The 23725-nt window shown below is 36.5% G+C and carries 12 protein-coding genes; 7 read left to right on the plus strand and 5 right to left on the minus strand.

Translation table 11 applies throughout. The features are described from left to right. Positions 1 to 10: 10 nt before the first annotated feature. The 3 genes from H0I30_RS03395 to H0I30_RS03405 all read right to left on the minus strand — a co-directional run bounded on the left by H0I30_RS03395 (position 11) and on the right by H0I30_RS03405 (position 15224). A complete protein-coding gene (locus tag H0I30_RS03395; RefSeq protein WP_218772910.1) occupies positions 11 to 13042 on the minus strand; it encodes an immunoglobulin-like domain-containing protein in 13032 nt (4343 codons plus the stop codon). Between the two features lie 487 nt (positions 13043 to 13529). Beyond that, entirely contained in the window at positions 13530 to 14666 is a 1137-nt protein-coding gene (locus H0I30_RS03400; RefSeq protein WP_218772911.1) for a cysteine desulfurase family protein, read from the minus strand. 9 nt (positions 14667 to 14675) lie between these two features. After that, on the minus strand, positions 14676 to 15224 hold the full coding sequence (locus H0I30_RS03405; RefSeq protein WP_218772912.1) for a Smr/MutS family protein: 549 nt from the start codon (positions 15222 to 15224) through the stop codon (positions 14676 to 14678). A gap of 81 nt (positions 15225 to 15305) precedes the next feature. Between H0I30_RS03405 and H0I30_RS03410 the strand changes: the two genes are divergently transcribed. Further along, positions 15306 to 15947: a hypothetical protein gene (locus H0I30_RS03410; RefSeq protein WP_218772913.1), complete on the plus strand. Its 642-nt coding sequence runs from the start codon at positions 15306 to 15308 to the stop codon at positions 15945 to 15947. A 781-nt stretch (positions 15948 to 16728) separates the two neighbouring features. Here H0I30_RS03410 and ppk2 (H0I30_RS03415) read toward each other — a convergent pair. Together ppk2 (H0I30_RS03415) and ppk2 (H0I30_RS03420) are read right to left on the minus strand one after the other, a co-directional pair. Then, on the minus strand, positions 16729 to 17508 hold the full coding sequence (ppk2, locus tag H0I30_RS03415) for a polyphosphate kinase 2 (RefSeq protein ID WP_218772914.1): 780 nt from the start codon (positions 17506 to 17508) through the stop codon (positions 16729 to 16731). 1 nt (position 17509) lies between these two features. Continuing rightward, positions 17510 to 18367, minus strand: a complete 858-nt coding sequence (gene ppk2, locus H0I30_RS03420) for a polyphosphate kinase 2 (RefSeq protein WP_218772915.1) — start codon at positions 18365 to 18367, stop codon at positions 17510 to 17512. A 68-nt stretch (positions 18368 to 18435) separates the two neighbouring features. Between ppk2 (H0I30_RS03420) and H0I30_RS03425 the strand changes: the two genes are divergently transcribed. The 6 genes from H0I30_RS03425 to dapB all read left to right on the plus strand — a co-directional run bounded on the left by H0I30_RS03425 (position 18436) and on the right by dapB (position 23679). Further along, entirely contained in the window at positions 18436 to 19380 is a 945-nt protein-coding gene (locus H0I30_RS03425) for a lipid A deacylase LpxR family protein (protein WP_218772916.1), read from the plus strand. An 83-nt stretch (positions 19381 to 19463) separates the two neighbouring features. After that, positions 19464 to 20582 carry a DNA polymerase III subunit beta gene (dnaN, locus tag H0I30_RS03430; RefSeq protein ID WP_218772917.1) on the plus strand — a complete coding sequence of 373 codons (1119 nt, stop codon included), beginning with the start codon at positions 19464 to 19466 and terminating at the stop codon, positions 20580 to 20582. A 152-nt stretch (positions 20583 to 20734) separates the two neighbouring features. Then, positions 20735 to 21499 carry a ParA family protein gene (locus H0I30_RS03435; RefSeq protein WP_218772918.1) on the plus strand — a complete coding sequence of 255 codons (765 nt, stop codon included), beginning with the start codon at positions 20735 to 20737 and terminating at the stop codon, positions 21497 to 21499. A gap of 10 nt (positions 21500 to 21509) precedes the next feature. Next, complete coding sequence (locus H0I30_RS03440; protein ID WP_218772919.1) at positions 21510 to 22397, plus strand: ParB/RepB/Spo0J family partition protein; 888 nt, start codon at positions 21510 to 21512, stop codon at positions 22395 to 22397. Positions 22398 to 22440: 43 nt separating this feature from the next. Continuing rightward, positions 22441 to 22977, plus strand: a complete 537-nt coding sequence (locus H0I30_RS03445; protein WP_255554313.1) for a DUF5683 domain-containing protein — start codon at positions 22441 to 22443, stop codon at positions 22975 to 22977. Next, on the plus strand, positions 22978 to 23679 hold the full coding sequence (dapB, locus tag H0I30_RS03450) for a 4-hydroxy-tetrahydrodipicolinate reductase (RefSeq protein ID WP_218772921.1): 702 nt from the start codon (positions 22978 to 22980) through the stop codon (positions 23677 to 23679). It begins immediately after the preceding gene. Positions 23680 to 23725: the final 46 nt, after the last annotated feature.

The raw sequence follows: 23725 nt of genomic DNA on the forward strand, positions 1-23725 counted from the left end.
ATAATATTTTTTATTTATTAATATAAATCCAACCTTTCTTTATTTTAAACCCGCTACCTAAATCTAATATATAAAAATATGTTCCTACAGGTAGTTTTTCTTTTACAGCAAAATTAGCACGACCATTAGAGACTCCTCTAAACACTTTATCCGTGTTATTATATCCTTTAACTTTATAAACTTTGTTACCCCATCTGTTAAAAATTTCAAGCGAATTATTTGGGAAATTTTCGATACAGTCAATAACTAAATAATCATTAACACCATCTCCATTTGGTGTAAATTCATTATATAATACGATACAAGTATCATCAACTCCCAAAACAATCCCCTCATCATCATCTCCAAAACCATCTAATCCATCTTCACTATTTGGAATACCATCACCGTCTGTATCTGTTCCACTATCTGTTGCTGCTCCATCTCCGCCACTATTTGGATCGGTAGGGTCTGAATCATTTACATCATCATTTCCTGTATCTCCGAAATTAGCATCATCCTGATCTGCAACATCTAAGATTCCGTCGCCATCTGTATCTGGTCCATCTACTTGTCCGTTTCCATCTGTATCTTCATTTCCGCCTTCTACAACATCGTTGATTCCATCATCATCACTATCTAAATCTTGATAATCTGATACGCCATCACCATCGCTATCTACTACATCTGATGCGTTTCCTGCGCCTACTCCAAATCCTGAGGTATCACCATCTAAGCTATCTGAAATACCATCACCATCTACATCTGATCCTCCTGCATCGTTTGCGTCGATAACACCATCATTATTGGTATCTAATCCGCCGTTTCCATTTTCAATAACATCGGTGATTCCGTCATTATCACTATCTAAATCTTGATAATCTGGTACACCATCGCCATCGGTATCTGGTTCTTCATTTCCTGCATCTACTGAAGCATCTGCTTGACCATCGCCATTTGTATCAGCTCCTGATGCCCCATCGTTTGGATCGATAACTCCGTCATTATTGGTATCTAAATCGCCATTTCCACCTTCATCAACATCTAAGATTCCGTCATTATCGCTATCTAAATCTAAACTATCTGGAATACCATCACCGTCGGTGTCTCCGTTTCCTTCTGCTGAATCTGGAATTCCGTCATTGTCATCATCTAAGTCAATTGCATCTGCGATTCCATCACCATCGGTGTCTTTACAATCTTGAACTGTTACTGTACGAGTTACTTGAGTCGCTGCATTTCCTGCTGTATCAGTTACATTATAGGTTACTGTATAAGTTCCTGCTGTAGTTGTATCAACTGTATCTCCTCCAATAGTAACTGCTAATCCTGTTTCACAATCTGTTACCGCAGCTCCTGCTTCTGTATACGTAGCACATGATTCTAAAGTGATTGCTGCTGCTCCTGTTAATGTAATTACCGGTACTGTAGTGTCTTCAACTGTTACAACTCTGGTTACTTCTGTTGCGATATTTCCTGCTGTATCAGTTACATTATAGGTTACTGTATAAGTTCCTGCTGTAGTTGTATCAACTGTATCTCCTCCAATAGTAACTGCTAATCCTGTTTCACAATCTGTTACCGTAGCTCCTGCTTCTGTATACGTAGCACATGATTCTAAAGTGATTGCTGCTGCTCCTGTTAATGTAATTACCGGTACTGTAGTGTCTTGAACTGTTACAACTCTGGTTACTTCTGTTGCGATATTTCCTGCTGTATCAGTTACATTATAGGTTACTGTATAAGTTCCTGCTGTAGTTGTATCAACTGTATCTCCTCCAATAGTAACTGCTAATTCTGTTTCACAATCTGTTACCGTAGCTCCTGCTTCTGTATACGTAGCACATGATTCTAAAGTGATTGCTGCTGCTCCTGTTAATGTAATTACCGGTACTGTAGTGTCTTGAACTGTTACAACTCTGGTTACTTCTGTTGCGATATTTCCTGCTATATCAGTTACATTATAGGTTACTGTATAAGTTCCTGCTGTAGTTGTATCAACTGTATCTCCTCCAATAGTAACTGCTAATCCTGTTTCACAATCTGTTACAGTTGCGTCTAATTCTGTATAACTTCCACATGCCTCTAATACCTGTGGGTTAGCACCTACTAAAGTAATTACTGGCGCTGTAGTGTCTTGAACTGTTACTGTACGAGTTACTTGAGTCGCTGCATTTCCTGCAGTATCCGTTACATTATACGTTACTGTATAATTTCCTGGAGTACTCATATCAACTCCACTTGCATCGATTGTTGCTGTTAAGCCTGTCTCACAATCTGTTACAGTTGCGTCTAATTCTGTATAACTTCCACATGCCTCTAATACCTGTGGGTTAGCACCTACTAAAGTAATTACTGGTGCTGTAGTGTCTTGAACTGTTACTGTACGAGTTACTTGAGTCGCTGCATTTCCTGCAGTATCCGTTACATTATACGTTACTGTATAATTTCCTGGAGTACTCATATCAACTCCACTTGCATCGATTGTTGCTGTTAAGCCTGTCTCACAATCTGTTACAGTTGCGTCTAATTCTGTATAACTTCCACATGCCTCTAATACCTGTGGGTTAGCACCTACTAAAGTAATTACTGGCGCTGTAGTGTCTTGAACTGTTACTGTACGAGTTACTTGAGTCGCTGCATTTCCTGCAGTATCCGTTACATTATACGTTACTGTATAATTTCCTGGAGTACTCATATCAACTCCACTTGCATCGATTGTTGCTGTTAAGCCTGTCTCACAATCTGTTACAGTTGCGTCTAATTCTGTATAACTTCCACATGCCTCTAATACCTGTGGGTTAGCACCTACTAAAGTAATTACTGGTGCTGTAGTGTCTTGAACTGTTACTGTACGAGTTACTTGAGTCGCTGCATTTCCTGCAGTATCCGTTACATTATACGTTACTGTATAATTTCCTGGAGTACTCATATCAACTCCACTTGCATCGATTGTTGCTGTTAAGCCTGTCTCACAATCTGTTACAGTTGCGTCTAATTCTGTATAACTTCCACATGCCTCTAATACCTGTGGGTTAGCACCTACTAAAGTAATTACTGGCGCTGTAGTGTCTTGAACTGTTACTGTACGAGTTACTTGAGTCGCTGCATTTCCTGCAGTATCCGTTACATTATACGTTACTGTATAATTTCCTGGAGTACTCATATCAACTCCACTTGCATCGATTGTTGCTGTTAAGCCTGTCTCACAATCTGTTACAGTTGCGTCTAATTCTGTATAACTTCCACATGCCTCTAATACCTGTGGGTTAGCACCTACTAAAGTAATTACTGGCGCTGTAGTGTCTTGAACTGTTACTGTACGAGTTACTTGAGTCGCTGCATTTCCTGCAGTATCCGTTACATTATACGTTACTGTATAATTTCCTGGAGTACTCATATCAACTCCACTTGCATCGATTGTTGCTGTTAAGCCTGTCTCACAATCTGTTACAGTTGCGTCTAATTCTGTATAACTTCCACATGCCTCTAATACCTGTGGGTTAGCACCTACTAAAGTAATTACTGGCGCTGTAGTGTCTTGAACTGTTACTGTACGAGTTACTTGAGTCGCTGCATTTCCTGCAGTATCCGTTACATTATACGTTACTGTATAATTTCCTGGAGTACTCATATCAACTCCACTTGCATCGATTGTTGCTGTTAAGCCTGTCTCACAATCTGTTACAGTTGCGTCTAATTCTGTATAACTTCCACATGCCTCTAATACCTGTGGGTTAGCACCTACTAAAGTAATTACTGGCGCTGTAGTGTCTTGAACTGTTACTGTACGAGTTACTTGAGTCGCTGCATTTCCTGCAGTATCCGTTACATTATACGTTACTGTATAATTTCCTGGAGTACTCATATCAACTCCACTTGCATCGATTGTTGCTGTTAAGCCTGTCTCACAATCTGTTACAGTTGCGTCTAATTCTGTATAACTTCCACATGCCTCTAATACCTGTGGGTTAGCACCTACTAAAGTAATTACTGGCGCTGTAGTGTCTTGAACTGTTACTGTACGAGTTACTTGAGTCGCTGCATTTCCTGCAGTATCCGTTACATTATACGTTACTGTATAATTTCCTGGAGTACTCATATCAACTCCACTTGCATCGATTGTTGCTGTTAAGCCTGTCTCACAATCTGTTACAGTTGCGTCTAGTTCTGTATAACTTCCACATGCCTCTAATACCTGTGGGTTAGCACCTACTAAAGTAATTACTGGCGCTGTAGTGTCTTGAACTGTTACTGTACGAGTTACTTGAGTCGCTGCATTTCCTGCAGTATCCGTTACATTATACGTTACTGTATAATTTCCTGGAGTACTCATATCAACTCCACTTGCATCGATTGTTGCTGTTAAGCCTGTCTCACAATCTGTTACAGTTGCGTCTAATTCTGTATAACTTCCACATGCCTCTAATACCTGTGGGTTAGCACCTACTAAAGTAATTACTGGCGCTGTAGTGTCTTGAACTGTTACTGTACGAGTTACTTGAGTCGCTGCATTTCCTGCAGTATCCGTTACATTATACGTTACTGTATAATTTCCTGGAGTACTCATATCAACTCCACTTGCATCGATTGTTGCTGTTAAGCCTGTCTCACAATCTGTTACAGTTGCGTCTAGTTCTGTATAACTTCCACATGCCTCTAATACCTGTGGGTTAGCACCTACTAAAGTAATTACTGGCGCTGTAGTGTCTTGAACTGTTACTGTACGAGTTACTTGAGTCGCTGCATTTCCTGCAGTATCCGTTACATTATACGTTACTGTATAATTTCCTGGAGTACTCATATCAACTCCACTTGCATCGATTGTTGCTGTTAAGCCTGTCTCACAATCTGTTACAGTTGCGTCTAATTCTGTATAACTTCCACATGCCTCTAATACCTGTGGGTTAGCACCTACTAAAGTAATTACTGGCGCTGTAGTGTCTTGAACTGTTACTGTACGAGTTACTTGAGTCGCTGCATTTCCTGCAGTATCCGTTACATTATACGTTACTGTATAATTTCCTGGAGTACTCATATCAACTCCACTTGCATCGATTGTTGCTGTTAAGCCTGTCTCACAATCTGTTACAGTTGCGTCTAATTCTGTATAACTTCCACATGCCTCTAATACCTGTGGGTTAGCACCTACTAAAGTAATTACTGGCGCTGTAGTGTCTTGAACTGTTACTGTACGAGTTACTTGAGTCGCTGCATTTCCTGCAGTATCCGTTACATTATACGTTACTGTATAATTTCCTGGAGTACTCATATCAACTCCACTTGCATCGATTGTTGCTGTTAAGCCTGTCTCACAATCTGTTACAGTTGCGTCTAGTTCTGTATAACTTCCACATGCCTCTAATACCTGTGGGTTAGCACCTACTAAAGTAATTACTGGCGCTGTAGTGTCTTGAACTGTTACTGTACGAGTTACTTGAGTCGCTGCATTTCCTGCAGTATCCGTTACATTATACGTTACTGTATAATTTCCTGGAGTACTCATATCAACTCCACTTGCATCGATTGTTGCTGTTAAGCCTGTCTCACAATCTGTTACAGTTGCGTCTAATTCTGTATAACTTCCACATGCCTCTAATACCTGTGGGTTAGCACCTACTAAAGTAATTACTGGCGCTGTAGTGTCTTGAACTGTTACTGTACGAGTTACTTGAGTCGCTGCATTTCCTGCAGTATCCGTTACATTATACGTTACTGTATAATTTCCTGGAGTACTCATATCAACTCCACTTGCATCGATTGTTGCTGTTAAGCCTGTCTCACAATCTGTTACAGTTGCGTCTAATTCTGTATAACTTCCACATGCCTCTAATACCTGTGGGTTAGCACCTACTAAAGTAATTACTGGCGCTGTAGTGTCTTGAACTGTTACTGTACGAGTTACTTGAGTCGCTGCATTTCCTGCAGTATCCGTTACATTATACGTTACTGTATAATTTCCTGGAGTACTCATATCAACTCCACTTGCATCGATTGTTGCTGTTAAGCCTGTCTCACAATCTGTTACAGTTGCGTCTAATTCTATATAACTTCCACATGCCTCTAATACCTGTGGGTTAGCACCTACTAAAGTAATTACTGGCGCTGTAGTGTCTTGAACTGTTACTGTACGAGTTACTTGAGTCGCTGCATTTCCTGCAGTATCCGTTACATTATACGTTACTGTATAATTTCCTGGAGTACTCATATCAACTCCACTTGCATCGATTGTTGCTGTTAAGCCTGTCTCACAATCTGTTACAGTTGCGTCTAATTCTGTATAACTTCCACATGCCTCTAATACCTGTGGGTTAGCACCTACTAAAGTAATTACTGGTGCTGTAGTGTCTTGAACTGTTACTGTACGAGTTACTTGAGTCGCTGCATTTCCTGCAGTATCCGTTACATTATACGTTACTGTATAATTTCCTGGAGTACTCATATCAACTCCACTTGCATCGATTGTTGCTGTTAAGCCTGTCTCACAATCTGTTACAGTTGCGTCTAATTCTATATAACTTCCACATGCCTCTAATACCTGTGGGTTAGCACCTACTAAAGTAATTACTGGCGCTGTAGTGTCTTGAACTGTTACTGTACGAGTTACTTGAGTCGCTGCATTTCCTGCAGTATCCGTTACATTATACGTTACTGTATAATTTCCTGGAGTACTCATATCAACTCCACTTGCATCGATTGTTGCTGTTAAGCCTGTCTCACAATCTGTTACAGTTGCGTCTAATTCTGTATAACTTCCACATGCCTCTAATACCTGTGGGTTAGCACCTACTAAAGTAATTACTGGCGCTGTAGTGTCTTGAACTGTTACTGTACGAGTTACTTGAGTCGCTGCATTTCCTGCAGTATCCGTTACATTATACGTTACTGTATAATTTCCTGGAGTACTCATATCAACTCCACTTGCATCGATTGTTGCTGTTAAGCCTGTCTCACAATCTGTTACAGTTGCGTCTAATTCTGTATAACTTCCACATGCCTCTAATACCTGTGGGTTAGCACCTACTAAAGTAATTACTGGCGCTGTAGTGTCTTGAACTGTTACTGTACGAGTTACTTGAGTCGCTGCATTTCCTGCAGTATCCGTTACATTATACGTTACTGTATAATTTCCTGGAGTACTCATATCAACTCCACTTGCATCGATTGTTGCTGTTAAGCCTGTCTCACAATCTGTTACAGTTGCGTCTAATTCTGTATAACTTCCACATGCCTCTAATACCTGTGGGTTAGCACCTACTAAAGTAATTACTGGCGCTGTAGTGTCTTGAACTGTTACTGTACGAGTTACTTGAGTCGCTGCATTTCCTGCAGTATCCGTTACATTATACGTTACTGTATAATTTCCTGGAGTACTCATATCAACTCCACTTGCATCGATTGTTGCTGTTAAGCCTGTCTCACAATCTGTTACAGTTGCGTCTAATTCTGTATAACTTCCACATGCCTCTAATACCTGTGGGTTAGCACCTACTAAAGTAATTACTGGCGCTGTAGTGTCTTGAACTGTTACTGTACGAGTTACTTGAGTCGCTGCATTTCCTGCAGTATCCGTTACATTATACGTTACTGTATAATTTCCTGGAGTACTCATATCAACTCCACTTGCATCGATTGTTGCTGTTAAGCCTGTCTCACAATCTGTTACAGTTGCGTCTAATTCTGTATAACTTCCACATGCCTCTAATACCTGTGGGTTAGCACCTACTAAAGTAATTACTGGCGCTGTAGTGTCTTGAACTGTTACTGTACGAGTTACTTGAGTCGCTGCATTTCCTGCAGTATCCGTTACATTATACGTTACTGTATAATTTCCTGGAGTACTCATATCAACTCCACTTGCATCGATTGTTGCTGTTAAGCCTGTCTCACAATCTGTTACAGTTGCGTCTAATTCTATATAACTTCCACATGCCTCTAATACCTGTGGGTTAGCACCTACTAAAGTAATTACTGGCGCTGTAGTGTCTTGAACTGTTACTGTACGAGTTACTTGAGTCGCTGCATTTCCTGCAGTATCCGTTACATTATACGTTACTGTATAATTTCCTGGAGTACTCATATCAACTCCACTTGCATCGATTGTTGCTGTTAAGCCTGTCTCACAATCTGTTACAGTTGCGTCTAATTCTGTATAACTTCCACATGCCTCTAATACCTGTGGGTTAGCACCTACTAAAGTAATTACTGGCGCTGTAGTGTCTTGAACTGTTACTGTACGAGTTACTTGAGTCGCTGCATTTCCTGCAGTATCCGTTACATTATACGTTACTGTATAATTTCCTGGAGTACTCATATCAACTCCACTTGCATCGATTGTTGCTGTTAAGCCTGTCTCACAATCTGTTACAGTTGCGTCTAATTCTGTATAACTTCCACATGCCTCTAATACCTGTGGGTTAGCACCTACTAAAGTAATTACTGGCGCTGTAGTGTCTTGAACTGTTACTGTACGAGTTACTTGAGTCGCTGCATTTCCTGCAGTATCCGTTACATTATACGTTACTGTATAATTTCCTGGAGTACTCATATCAACTCCACTTGCATCGATTGTTGCTGTTAAGCCTGTCTCACAATCTGTTACAGTTGCGTCTAATTCTGTATAACTTCCACATGCCTCTAATACCTGTGGGTTAGCACCTACTAAAGTAATTACTGGCGCTGTAGTGTCTTGAACTGTTACTGTACGAGTTACTTGAGTCGCTGCATTTCCTGCAGTATCCGTTACATTATACGTTACTGTATAATTTCCTGGAGTACTCATATCAACTCCACTTGCATCGATTGTTGCTGTTAAGCCTGTCTCACAATCTGTTACAGTTGCGTCTAATTCTGTATAACTTCCACATGCCTCTAATACCTGTGGGTTAGCACCTACTAAAGTAATTACTGGCGCTGTAGTGTCTTGAACTGTTACTGTACGAGTTACTTGAGTCGCTGCATTTCCTGCAGTATCCGTTACATTATACGTTACTGTATAATTTCCTGGAGTACTCATATCAACTCCACTTGCATCGATTGTTGCTGTTAAGCCTGTCTCACAATCTGTTACAGTTGCGTCTAATTCTATATAACTTCCACATGCCTCTAATACCTGTGGGTTAGCACCTACTAAAGTAATTACTGGCGCTGTAGTGTCTTGAACTGTTACTGTACGAGTTACTTGAGTCGCTGCATTTCCTGCAGTATCCGTTACATTATACGTTACTGTATAATTTCCTGGAGTACTCATATCAACTCCACTTGCATCGATTGTTGCTGTTAAGCCTGTCTCACAATCTGTTACAGTTGCGTCTAATTCTGTATAACTTCCACATGCCTCTAATACCTGTGGGTTAGCACCTACTAAAGTAATTACTGGTGCTGTAGTGTCTTGAACTGTTACTGTACGAGTTACTTGAGTCGCTGCATTTCCTGCAGTATCCGTTACATTATACGTTACTGTATAATTTCCTGGAGTACTCATATCAACTCCACTTGCATCGATTGTTGCTGTTAAGCCTGTCTCACAATCTGTTACAGTTGCGTCTAATTCTGTATAACTTCCACATGCCTCTAATACCTGTGGGTTAGCACCTACTAAAGTAATTACTGGCGCTGTAGTGTCTTGAACTGTTACTGTACGAGTTACTTGAGTCGCTGCATTTCCTGCAGTATCCGTTACATTATACGTTACTGTATAATTTCCTGGAGTACTCATATCAACTCCACTTGCATCGATTGTTGCTGTTAAGCCTGTCTCACAATCTGTTACAGTTGCGTCTAGTTCTGTATAACTTCCACATGCCTCTAATACCTGTGGGTTAGCACCTACTAAAGTAATTACTGGCGCTGTAGTGTCTTGAACTGTTACTGTACGAGTTACTTGAGTCGCTGCATTTCCTGCAGTATCCGTTACATTATACGTTACTGTATAATTTCCTGGAGTACTCATATCAACTCCACTTGCATCGATTGTTGCTGTTAAGCCTGTCTCACAATCTGTTACAGTTGCGTCTAATTCTGTATAACTTCCACATGCCTCTAATACCTGTGGGTTAGCACCTACTAAAGTAATTACTGGCGCTGTAGTGTCTTGAACTGTTACTGTACGAGTTACTTGAGTCGCTGCATTTCCTGCAGTATCCGTTACATTATACGTTACTGTATAATTTCCTGGAGTACTCATATCAACTCCACTTGCATCGATTGTTGCTGTTAAGCCTGTCTCACAATCTGTTACAGTTGCGTCTAGTTCTGTATAACTTCCACATGCCTCTAATACCTGTGGGTTAGCACCTACTAAAGTAATTACTGGCGCTGTAGTGTCTTGAACTGTTACTGTACGAGTTACTTGAGTCGCTGCATTTCCTGCAGTATCCGTTACATTATACGTTACTGTATAATTTCCTGGAGTACTCATATCAACTCCACTTGCATCGATTGTTGCTGTTAAGCCTGTCTCACAATCTGTTACAGTTGCGTCTAATTCTGTATAACTTCCACATGCCTCTAATACCTGTGGGTTAGCACCTACTAAAGTAATTACTGGCGCTGTAGTGTCTTGAACTGTTACTGTACGAGTTACTTGAGTCGCTGCATTTCCTGCAGTATCCGTTACATTATACGTTACTGTATAATTTCCTGGAGTACTCATATCAACTCCACTTGCATCGATTGTTGCTGTTAAGCCTGTCTCACAATCTGTTACAGTTGCGTCTAATTCTGTATAACTTCCACATGCCTCTAATACCTGTGGGTTAGCACCTACTAAAGTAATTACTGGCGCTGTAGTGTCTTGAACTGTTACTGTACGAGTTACTTGAGTCGCTGCATTTCCTGCAGTATCCGTTACATTATACGTTACTGTATAATTTCCTGGAGTACTCATATCAACTCCACTTGCATCGATTGTTGCTGTTAAGCCTGTCTCACAATCTGTTACAGTTGCGTCTAGTTCTGTATAACTTCCACATGCCTCTAATACCTGTGGGTTAGCACCTACTAAAGTAATTACTGGCGCTGTAGTGTCTTGAACTGTTACTGTACGAGTTACTTGAGTCGCTGCATTTCCTGCAGTATCCGTTACATTATACGTTACTGTATAATTTCCTGGAGTACTCATATCAACTCCACTTGCATCGATTGTTGCTGTTAAGCCTGTCTCACAATCTGTTACAGTTGCGTCTAATTCTGTATAACTTCCACATGCCTCTAATACCTGTGGGTTAGCACCTACTAAAGTAATTACTGGTGCTGTAGTGTCTTGAACTGTTACTGTACGAGTTACTTGAGTCGCTGCATTTCCTGCAGTATCCGTTACATTATACGTTACTGTATAATTTCCTGGAGTACTCATATCAACTCCACTTGCATCGATTGTTGCTGTTAAGCCTGTCTCACAATCTGTTACAGTTGCGTCTAATTCTGTATAACTTCCACATGCCTCTAATACCTGTGGGTTAGCACCTACTAAAGTAATTACTGGTGCTGTAGTGTCTTGAACTGTTACTGTACGAGTTACTTGAGTCGCTGCATTTCCTGCAGTATCCGTTACATTATACGTTACTGTATAATTTCCTGGAGTACTCATATCAACTCCACTTGCATCGATTGTTGCTGTTAAGCCTGTCTCACAATCTGTTACAGTTGCGTCTAATTCTGTATAACTTCCACATGCCTCTAATACCTGTGGGTTAGCACCTACTAAAGTAATTACTGGCGCTGTAGTGTCTTGAACTGTTACTGTACGAGTTACTTGAGTCGCTGCATTTCCTGCAGTATCCGTTACATTATACGTTACTGTATAATTTCCTGGAGTACTCATATCAACTCCACTTGCATCGATTGTTGCTGTTAAGCCTGTCTCACAATCTGTTACAGTTGCGTCTAGTTCTGTATAACTTCCACATGCCTCTAATACCTGTGGGTTAGCACCTACTAAAGTAATTACTGGCGCTGTAGTGTCAACTTCTCCTATTGTTATAATTCCTAAATCTATAGGACATTGATTATTCCCCCAACGAACCCAAACATCATAATCACCTGGGGCTAACCCATTGTATGATGTACTTCCAGTATTATCCTGAACATATTTTTTATTATACCCTGAATCTAGATCCCCTTCTATACTAAACTCTATATGTGATCTACTTGGATTATCGGAAAATGTAAACGTAATTATTCCATCATCTTCACCACACTCACTATCCATTTTTGTAACAGTAACATCAGGAATTTTTGTATAAGTTACTTCAACCTCATCAGTATCAGAACAACCATTATTATCTGTAACAGTTACAGTATAAAAAACATTTTCATTAGCATCACCCGACATTACGTAAGGAAAAGAAATATTTTGCCCACTACCTACACCAAATCCTGTGCTAGAATTAGTCCATTCATATGTTAAACCTGTTCCATTTGCAGTTGCAGATAAATTTGTATCTTCGCCTGAACACACTCTAAAATTAGCTCCAGCACTTGCATTAATATCTTTTACAGTAATACTTACAGAATAGCTGTTAACACAAAGAGGGTCTTGACCTACCGAGTCACCAGCAAATAAACTCCATGTCCCTAAAGGGTTGGTACCTATGTATGACGCAAAACTACCTGATGGTGAAAAACTACCACTAACAGGTGTGCCTGAAGGTGTTGCAGCACCATCTAAAAAAATTGTTGTAACATTACCTATATCAACTCCTCCTGACCAAGTATTTACTGGAGCAATAACCTCTGTATTTGTTGGACCAACTAAAGAAAAGAAAGTCTCATTATGATATGCGTTTCCATTTCTTGGATTCGCACATTGCCTATCTGTTTTTGTCCAATTAATCGTTACTGTTAAACTTTCTATAACACAACCATTAGGAAAATCTGTTGCTGTAAAATTAACTCCAGGTAAATTAGCTGAACTACCATCAAGAGAAATAGTAGCTCCTGAATATGTTTTTGTTACAGTGTAGCTCTGAGAGTAAGAAAATTGCAATGAAAAAACAAAAAACAAGAAAAAAAGCAACAGGGAACTTAATTTTTGAAGGGGTAAAGGGGTAATTTTATTCATAAAAAACACTTTAATTACTACTGCATTTACTTAGCCACTTAATAGCCATATATTATACGTACGCCAAAAGGTAGCAATTGGTTTTACAAAAGCTTTCTTTTATTTGTTAATTTCAAATTGCTTGTATTATAAAAAAGGTGTTTTTACTGAAAGCCACCCTCTTTTAAAGCCACAATACAATGACTAACATACTTTTAAAATTATTTATTTAAAGAGGGAATAAAATAAACAACTAACATAAAACCATGTAGATATATACTAGACACAGATTTTATTACGAGGTCACAAAAATAGTAAAAAAAAAGTTTTTACATTCATTCAAAAATTATTTATAATACTTTTTACTTATATCTCCTCAGTATTAAATAAGATTAAACTATGATTAAACACCGTTTAAAAACACCTTAAAAGCGCTTTTTTAAAAAAACAAACCATTCTCTAATCGAAATAAAAAAAACCTCTTAAATCAACTAATTTGAAGAAATAATTATTTTGTAATTTTTAAAAGAATATTTACCAAGGAATCTACTTCTTTTTTGGTATTTAATTTACTTAAAGAAACTCGGAGTGATGTTTTTTCAACATCATCATCACTTAAAAAAACTTGCAACACATGCGAACCTTTATTACTTCCGCTTTGACAAGCACTTCCTCCAGAAACTGCAATTCCCTTTAAATCTAAATCAAATAATAACATATTTTTACGAATAGGCAATCGCAAGCTCGTTATTAAATAACTACTATTATTTACATCAGCGGACAAACCATTAAAAGAGATATTAGTATTCTTATTAATTAATTCACCAATTAAGTATTTTTTTAGATTTAGAATATACTCTTTATCCTTTTCTAGATTTATATATGCTACTTCCAACGCCTTTTCCATTCCTAAAATAGCATGTACGTTTTCGGTACTAGATCGCACTCCTTTTTCTTGCTCTCCACCATACAGCATTGGCTGTACAGCAATTCCTTTTTTAATATACACAAAACCCACCCCTTTTGGGCCATGGAATTTATGCGCACTTGCTACTATAAAATCGATCGGTATTTTTTGCAAATCTATTTGATAATGCCCTATCGCCTGTACGGTATCTGAATGAAAATAAGCTTGATAGGTTTTACATAAAGCCACAACCTCATCAATTGGTAATATATTTCCGATTTCATTATTTATATACATTAAACTTACCAATGTTTTTTCATCACCTTGCTTTAAAAGCTTTTCTAAGCTATCTATTACAACCGCTCCGTTTTCATCTAACTCCACGAAGTCCACTTTCACCCCATACTGTTTTTGCAAATAGGCAACCGTGCGTAAAACTGCATGATGCTCTATTTTAGAGGTAATAATTCTTGTTACCCCTAAATTTACGACTGCATTTTGCAAAATTAAATTATCTGCTTCGGTACCACCTGCCGTAAAAACAATTTCTCTTGCAGCTACATTAAAGTGCTTTGCTATATTTTTTCTTGCTGTTTCTACTGCTGCTTTTGCCTTTCTACCAAACTGATGTGTAGACGAAGGATTTCCAAAATTTTGCAACATTGCTTGTTGCATTACCTCAATAACTTCGGGTAACATTGGTGTTGTTGCTGCATTATCTAAATAAACAGATTCCATAAAATATTCTTAATTTGAATTTTGATAAATATAAACCTCAGTAGCTCCTTGTCCGTATTTTTGGTAAGAGGCATCGTAATATTTTACTTCATAATTATTTAGTAAATAATACAATTCGCTTTTTAACACCCCTTCTCCCACTCCATGAATTAACACTAATTTAGAGATGCTTTTAGCCATGCAATATTCTAATTTATGTTTAGCTGTTTGCAATTGTAAAGAAAGCACATCGTAATTATCCATACCACGTGTAGATTTTACTAATTTACTTGCATGCAAATCGACTTCCATCACCACTTCGTTTTTATCTTTTACGAATATTGATTTTTTCTTTTTAGGCGCCTGCTGAATCTTCTCTTTTAAAAAACTATTATTTATGTTAACGTGCCTGCTTAACTCATTTTGATCTGTATGAATTTTAACCAACTCATTCTCAAAAAAGGAATACTCCATACCATCGACATCCTTAACAAAAAAAATGTTATTTTCTTTTTTTGTTATGAATCCTCTAATATCGGCATCTAAAACCGCCACTTTATTACCTATTTCTAAACACATTCTTAACCTTTACTTAATTCAACAATAGTCTTTTACAGCGTATTTTTGCAGTATAATACCCTACAAAAGAACTGTAAAAAAATGATAAACACTAAAAATATTAGCACAAAAACATTCTTTGAAGAAGCTAACAAAGATATAACAATTAGTAATGAGCGTAAAGAGCTACTTACCAATATTGCGCTATTAATTAGTAATGAATATCAGGAAAGAGAAAAGATAAATTTAAATTTTATCTGCACACACAACTCTAGAAGGAGTCAGTTTGCACAAGTTTGGAGTTTTTTTGCTATTGAATATTTTAATTTAAAAAATATTTACACGTATTCTGGCGGAACAGAAACCACTGCTTTTCATAGAAATACGGTAAAAAGCTTACAAAAAACTGGTTTTAACTTTAACATCCTTGATTTTTCTCATCAAAACCCAAGATATTTAATCTCTTTTGATGGAACTAAAAAATCAATCATAGGTTTCTCTAAAACCTTTGATCATTCTCACAATAGCTATCCGTACATCGCAATTACAACTTGCGATAGTGCCGATGAAAACTGTCCGTTTATTGCAGATGCCATTGCGAGGTTTCACTTACCTTATTCAGATCCTAAAAAAGCAGACACTACTGATTTAGCTTCAGAAACCTATTTAAATACGAGTAAACAAATAGCTGGAGAGGTTTTTTATATTTTTGAAAGCGTTAAAAACAACATCGACACCGTATAAATCTATTTGCAAAAAACCAACCACTCTCTCTAAGATTGATGCGATGCTGAAATAAATTCAGTATAACGTAGAATGATAACATCTATATAAACTCAGATGTAGTTTCGGAAAACTATTTATAAAAACAGTATTAACTCTTTTCTTACTTGATGCGAGGCTCAAATAAATTCAGCATGACGTAGAATGATAACATCTATATAAACTGCCATGTAGTTTCGGAAAATTACTTATAAAAACAGTATTAACTCTTTTCTTACTTGATGCGATGCTGAAATAAATTCAGCATAACATAGAATGATAACATCTATATAAACTAAGATGTAGTTTCGGAAAACTATTTATAAAAACAGTATTAACTCTTTTCTTACTTGATGCGAGGCTCAAATAAATTCAGCATGACGTAGAATGATAACATCTATATAAACTGCCATGTAGTTTCGGAAAACTATTTATAAAAACAGTATTAACTCTTTTCTTACTTGATGCGAGGCTCAAATAAATTCAGCATGACGTAGAATGATAACATCTATATAAACTGCCATGTAGTTTCGGAAAACTACTTATAAAAACAGTATTAACTCTTTTCTTACTTGATGCGATGCTGAAATAAATTCAGCATGACGTAGAATGATACCATACACATAAACTCCGATGTAGTTTCGGAAACCTATTTATAAAAATAGTATTCGTGCCTTCCTAAATTGATGCAATGCCGAAATAGCTTCAGCATGACGTGAAACATAACAACATCCAAAGATTGCAAATTTTAAAATACAGTAATTTACACTACTGTATTTTTATCGTAAGGAATACTTTTTAAAATATGGTTTATAACATCAATACGCGCTAACGTTTTTCTGTTTGCTCTAATCACTTTCCAAGGAGATATTGACGTATTTGTTTTGGAAAACATTGCTCGTTTATACTCAGTATAATCATCCCAAAGCTCCTGCGCTCTTTTATCTACCGGTGTTATTTTCCATTGCTTTAATGGGTTATTAATAATATCCTTAAAACGTTTTGCCTGTTCTTTTTTATTGATAGACATATATATTTTCACCAATCGGATTCCAGATTCTAAAATCATTCTTTCAAAATCATTTACCTGATTCATAAAAACCTGATATTCTTCTTGCGTACAAAATCCGTTTACAGGCTCTACCACTGCTCGATTATACCAACTACGATCAAATAAAACAATTTCACCTGCCTTTGGAAATTTTCGTACATACCGTTGAAAATACCATTGCGTTTTTTCATCTTCATTGGGCTTTGGTAATGCCACAATACGCATATGACGCGGATTTATTCTTTCTGTAATTCTACGTATTGCACCACCTTTACCCGCAGCATCTCTACCTTCAAAAATAACAATAATACGTTCATTATTATTAATCCCCCATTTTTGCAAACGAATTAACTCTACCTGTAATTTTTTTAATTTACGCTCATAATCTACATATCTAACCGCCCTTTCTATATTAAAAGGCTTCGACAAAAGTGCTTTAAGCCCTTTGGTAGTATTTAGTTTATTTACATCTTTTTGTGTTAACTTTTCCATATTAATCTAAGTGATTTACTGAGCGATAATAACGCATTACGATATTAGGATCTGGATTTGTTGACATTTTAACATCTTCTCTTTCTTGATAATCAAACTGTGACAACACATGACGCATACACTCAATTCTCGCTTTCTTTTTATCATTTGTTTTCACCACTATCCAAGGACTGTAAGAAGTATGTGTTTTACTAAACATCTCTTCTTTATAGAAACTATAATCGCTCCACAATTCTTGTCCTTTTTTATCAACAGGACTAAATTTCCATCTTTTTAAAGGATCATCATTACGCGCATCAAATCTGCGCATTTGCTCGTCTTTAGATATCGACAACCAAAACTTAATAATTACCACACCATCTTCATACAACATATGTTCAAACTCAGGCACCTGTACTAAAAACTTATCGTACTCTACCTTTGTACAAAACCCCATTACAGGCTCTACCACAGCACGATTATACCAGCTACGATCAAAAAAAACAATCTCACCTGGATCTGGTAATTCTTTAATATATCGCTGAAAATACCACTGCCCTTTTTCGACAACCGTTGGTTTATTCAAAGCTACCAAACGCATAGAACGCGGATTTAAATGCTCCATAAAACGACGTATATTTCCGCCTTTTCCAGCAGCATCCCTCCCTTCGAAAATCACCGCAACTCGTTTGTTATTTTTAGCTATCCACTGCTGTAATTTCACTAATTCTATCTGAAGTTTTTTCAACTCCTTCTCGTATGCTATTTTCTCTTTAACCTTATCAACAGAAACTCCTTTCTCTTTAATTAAAGACAACAATTGATCGTTTGTTGAAACACTTTCAAAATCATCAATTGTAAGTTTTGCTTTCTTTCCCATGTAAAAAATACGTTGAATTGCTACTAATTTAACCCTAACATTGCTAAAATAAGACGATATTAGCTGCTATGAAACAAAAAATCTTTTTTTTTATTCTCTTGTCATCTATCAGCCTTTTCTCACAACGAAAATACGCCAAAGAATTCAGTTTTTTAAACGATAATGATTTATATATCTCCCCTAATCAAGATAGGTATTATACCAATGGTATGTTTTTTTCGTATCGCTATTTAAGCAACAATACAACTGAAAAACTTGAAAAAAAGATTTTCGAGATTCAAATTGGCCATCATATGTATACGCCATTTAAAGCTATTGTTGAGCAAAGCAGTGATCACGATCGCCCATTTGCAGGTTATTTATTTGGTAGTTTTGGTATACATCGTTTTTATAAAAATGAAACTATTATAAAAACAACATTACAGCTTGGTTCACTTGGTCCGTCTGCGCTTAGCAAACCGATGCAAGATTTTATTCACGAAATATATGGTTTTAAAAAGGCGATTGGGTGGGAAGATCAGATTTCTGATGCTCTCGCAGTGAACTTAAAAATAACCTACATAAAAAAACTAGCAAACGACAACTACCTTGATGTTAACTGGGTTAACAATATCAGAATCGGAACCGTTTATACTGATTTCTCAACAGGATTTTATGGACGTATCGGACTAAAACCACTTCAGAAAATTATAAACTCCATTGCTTTCAATGCAAACCTAAACAATGAAAACACCAATTTCAACAACGAAATTGAGTCTTTTTTATATATAAAACCTATGTTTAGCTATGTTGCCTATGACGCAACAATTGAAGGTAGTTTTTTAAATGACAGCAGTCCGATTACCTACGATATTGAACCTTTTAAGTTTACAGCTGAAATAGGGATTCGTTTTACTGCCAATCGTTTTAATTTTGGCTATGCTATAAATTACCATACAAAAAAGCTAAAAAGCGTACGCGTACCAAAGGGTAATTTTTACGGAACCCTACTTTTTAACTACCAGTTTAATTAACTTTTTTGATGGTTAAAAAAATAATTTTTAAAACCATCAAATTAAGATATATTTGTACATCTAATATACAGAAACTATACTAAATGAAATTTATCGTATCTAGCTCGCAGTTATTAAAACAATTACAAGTTTTAGGAGGGGTTATAAACAGCAATAACACATTACCTATTTTAGACAATTTTTTGTTCGAACTAGCTAACAACGAACTTCAAATCTCAGCATCAGATCTTGAAACAACAATGACATCGGTTATTGAAGTAGAAAGTACTGATACCGGATCTATAGCTATTAATGCACGTTTATTATTAGACACTTTAAAAACCTTCCCAGAGCAACCACTTACTTTTAAAGCAGAAAGTGATAGCACTATCGAAATTATTTCTGAGCAAGGTAAATACGACATGGCTTATTTTAGCGGTGAAGAATTTCCTAAAGCTGTTGAATTACCTTCTCCTAGCAGTACTGATATTCCGTCTAACATTTTAGCTACGGCAATTTCAAAAACAATATTTGCTGCAGGAAATGATGATTTACGACCAGTAATGAGTGGTGTATTTTTTCAGTTCAACTCGAAAGAATTAACTTTCGTTGCTACCGATGCTCACAAACTAGTTAAATATACGCGTACCGATGTTACTGCTGATAAATCTGCAGAATTCATTATGCCTAAAAAACCTTTAAATTTATTAAAAGGGATTTTAAGCGGGTCGGATAATAATGTTACAATAGAATACAACGATACAAACGCTAAATTCACTTTTGACAATGTGGTGTTAGTTTGTCGTTTAATCGACGGGAAATACCCTAATTACGAAGCAGTAATCCCTAAAGAGAATCCGAATAAATTAACAGTAGATAGAGCTTCTTTCTTAAACTCTGTTCGTCGTGTTTCTATTTTCTCTAGCAAAACAACACATCAGATTCGTTTAAAAATGGCTGGAACGGAATTAAATATCTCTGCCGAAGATTTAGACTACTCAAACAAAGCAGATGAACGATTACACTGTGATTATCAAGGAGATGACATGCAAATAGGTTTTAACTCACGTTTTTTAAGCGAGATGTTAAACAACTTAAATGCAAACGATGTATTAATAGAAATGTCTTTACCAAATCGTGCTGGAATTTTAACGCCAATCGACGGAACTGACGAAGGTGAACAAGTTACGATGTTAGTAATGCCTGTGATGTTAAACGCATAAAACAGTTAACATAAAATCATAAAAGCCACATATTCAATTATGTGGCTTTTTTATACTCCTAAAGTTTGGTATTTCTTTTTGTTAACATCTTTCGCTTTTAAAAATGATAAATAATTGTAAATTTACCTCTTTCAAACTTTTTATAAATCACAATGGGTAAAATAATCGCAATTGCAAATCAAAAAGGTGGTGTAGGTAAAACTACTACCTCTATCAATTTAGCCTCATCATTAGGTGTTTTAGAAAAAAAGGTATTATTAATAGATGCCGACCCACAAGCTAACGCCACTTCTGGCTTAGGTTTAGATGTTGAAAGTATTGAGTTTGGAACCTACCAAGTTTTAGAACACACCATATCAGCTAAAGAAACTATTGTAAAAACGAGTTCTCCTAATGTTGATTTAATTCCTGCCCATATAGATCTTGTTGCTATTGAAATAGAATTGGTAGACAAGCAAGCAAGAGAATACATGCTTAAAAAGGCACTCGCAGATATAAAAGATGATTATGATTATATTTTAATAGACTGCGCTCCTTCTTTAGGGTTAATTACATTAAACTCTTTAGTAGCTGCCGACGCTGTTATCATACCTATTCAATGTGAATATTTTGCCTTAGAAGGCTTGGGTAAATTATTAAATACGATTAAAAGTGTTCAAAAAATTCACAATCCAGATTTAGATATTGAAGGATTATTATTAACCATGTTTGATTCTCGTTTACGACTTTCTAACCAAGTTGTAGAAGAAGTTAAAAAACACTTTAGCTCAATGGTTTTTGATACAATTGTTCACCGAAATATTCGTTTAAGTGAAGCGCCTAGTTATGGTGAAAGTATAATTTCATACGATGCAACCAGTAAAGGTGCTGTAAATTACTTAAATTTGGCGAACGAAATTTTAACTAAAAACGCATAAGTACTGTAGCATGGCAAAAGCAACTAAAAAAAGAGCTTTAGGAAGAGGTTTATCAGCTTTATTAACTGAAACTGCTGAAGTAAATTCTGCTGAGGATAAAAACGCGGATAAATTAGTAGGAAATATCATTGAAATTGGATTAGATTCAATAGAAATGAATCCTTTTCAGCCTAGAACCTATTTTGATGAAGAAGCTTTACGTGAGTTGGCGAATTCTATAGAACAATTAGGTGTTATACAACCTATTACCGTACGAAAGTTAGCCAATAACAAGTTTCAATTAGTTTCTGGTGAACGTCGTTTTAGAGCCTCTAAATTAATAGGTAATAAAACAGTACCCGCTTATATTCGTTTAGCGAACGATCAAGAAATGCTAGAAATGGCATTGGTTGAAAATATTCAGCGTAAAAACTTAGATCCTATTGAAGTAGCACTTTCTTACCAGCGTTTAATTGATGAAATTCAGTTAACCCAAGAAGAATTAAGTGTTCGGGTAGGTAAAAAAAGATCTACCGTTACCAATTACTTACGCTTATTAAAACTAGACCCAATTATTCAAACAGGTATGCGAGACGGTTTTATATCTATGGGACATGGCCGTGCATTGATTAGTATTTTTAATACCGAAAATCAATTAACGGTTTATGAAAAAATCGTTAGAGATAAACTTTCTGTTCGTCAAACCGAAGAATTGGTAAAAAGTTTAAAATCGGGTATTGTAGCTAAAATCGCAAAAAAGAAAACAGTACCTACTTTTATTACTGAAAGTGTAAAAGACATGAGTAATTATTTTGGCAACAAGGTAGCTGTTAGTGTAAATAATAAGGGAAAAGGGAAAATTTCGATTCCTTTTACCTCAGAAGAAGACTTTAATCGTATTAAAAAACTATTAAAGTAACTTGAATATTCGCACACTCATATTTGTTCTTTTTAGTTTTTTTTTGAGTCAACTCTTATTTGCTCAAAAAGATTCTACCGCTATACGCGCTAAACAACTACAATTAGGTAGTGATAAATACAATCCACTATCTCCTTCTAAAGCAGCTTTTTATTCAGCTATTTTTCCTGGAGCAGGACAAATTTATAATAAAAAATATTGGAAAGCACCAATCGTTTGGGCGGCAATAGGAACAAGTGCTTATTATTATTTAGATAATAGTAACGAATACGATCGCTATAGAACTGCTTTTAAACTTCGAAAACAAGGGGTAAAAGATGAATTTACCGACGAGAACGGAAACACTATAATTTCTAATGACGGACTTGAAAATGCTCAGAAAGTACTTAGAAAAAATAGAGATTTATCACTTTTAACAGGTGTATTAATATATGTTTTGCAAATTGTAGAGGCTAGTGTAAATGCACATTTATTACAGTTTGACACTGACGACAGTTTATCTTTAAAACCGATGGTATATCCAGATCCGCTTTTTATAGAAGCTCCTAAAGTAGGATTAACATTAAAATACTCTTTTTAAATGAAAATAGCCTTACTTGGTTATGGTAGAATGGGTAAAGAAATTGAAAAAATTGCTTTACAAAGAGGCCATGAAATAGTTATTAAAAGCTCAGGAAAAGACACGTATGATATTACAAAAGCTGATATCGCTATTGATTTTAGCGTACCTGATTCGGCTTACAATAATATCAGTAATTGTATAGAAAATAATATCCCCGTAATTTCAGGAACCACAGGTTGGCTTGATAAATACGAATCGATTACCGCTTTATGTAACGAGAAAAAAGGTGCTTTTATTTATGCATCTAATTTTAGTTTAGGGGTTACTATTTTTTTTGAACTAAACAAACAATTGGCTAAAATGATGGATACTTTAAATACCTACAATGTATCTATTGAAGAAATTCATCATACAAAAAAATTAGATGCACCTAGCGGAACCGCTATTACCTTGGCTGACGGAATCGTAGCAAACTCATCTAAAGAAAACTGGGAATTAGCTACTAAAACATCCGAAAAAAACATCCCTATTACCGCTGTTAGAACTCCAGATGTACCAGGAACGCATACCGTAAGCTACCAATCAGACATTGACACTATTGCTATTAAACATACTGCGCATAACAGACACGGGTTTGCTTTAGGTGCGGTTATAGCTGCCGAATGGCTTGTTCATAAAACAGGTGTTTACACCATGCGAGATGTGTTAAACTTAGGTTAATTGCGTAACAAAAAATAAAAAAAGCTCACTAATAACATTAAATTTC

The organism is Tenacibaculum sp. AHE14PA, from assembly GCF_019278465.1.
Lineage (GTDB): Bacteria > Bacteroidota > Bacteroidia > Flavobacteriales > Flavobacteriaceae > Polaribacter > Polaribacter bernardetii.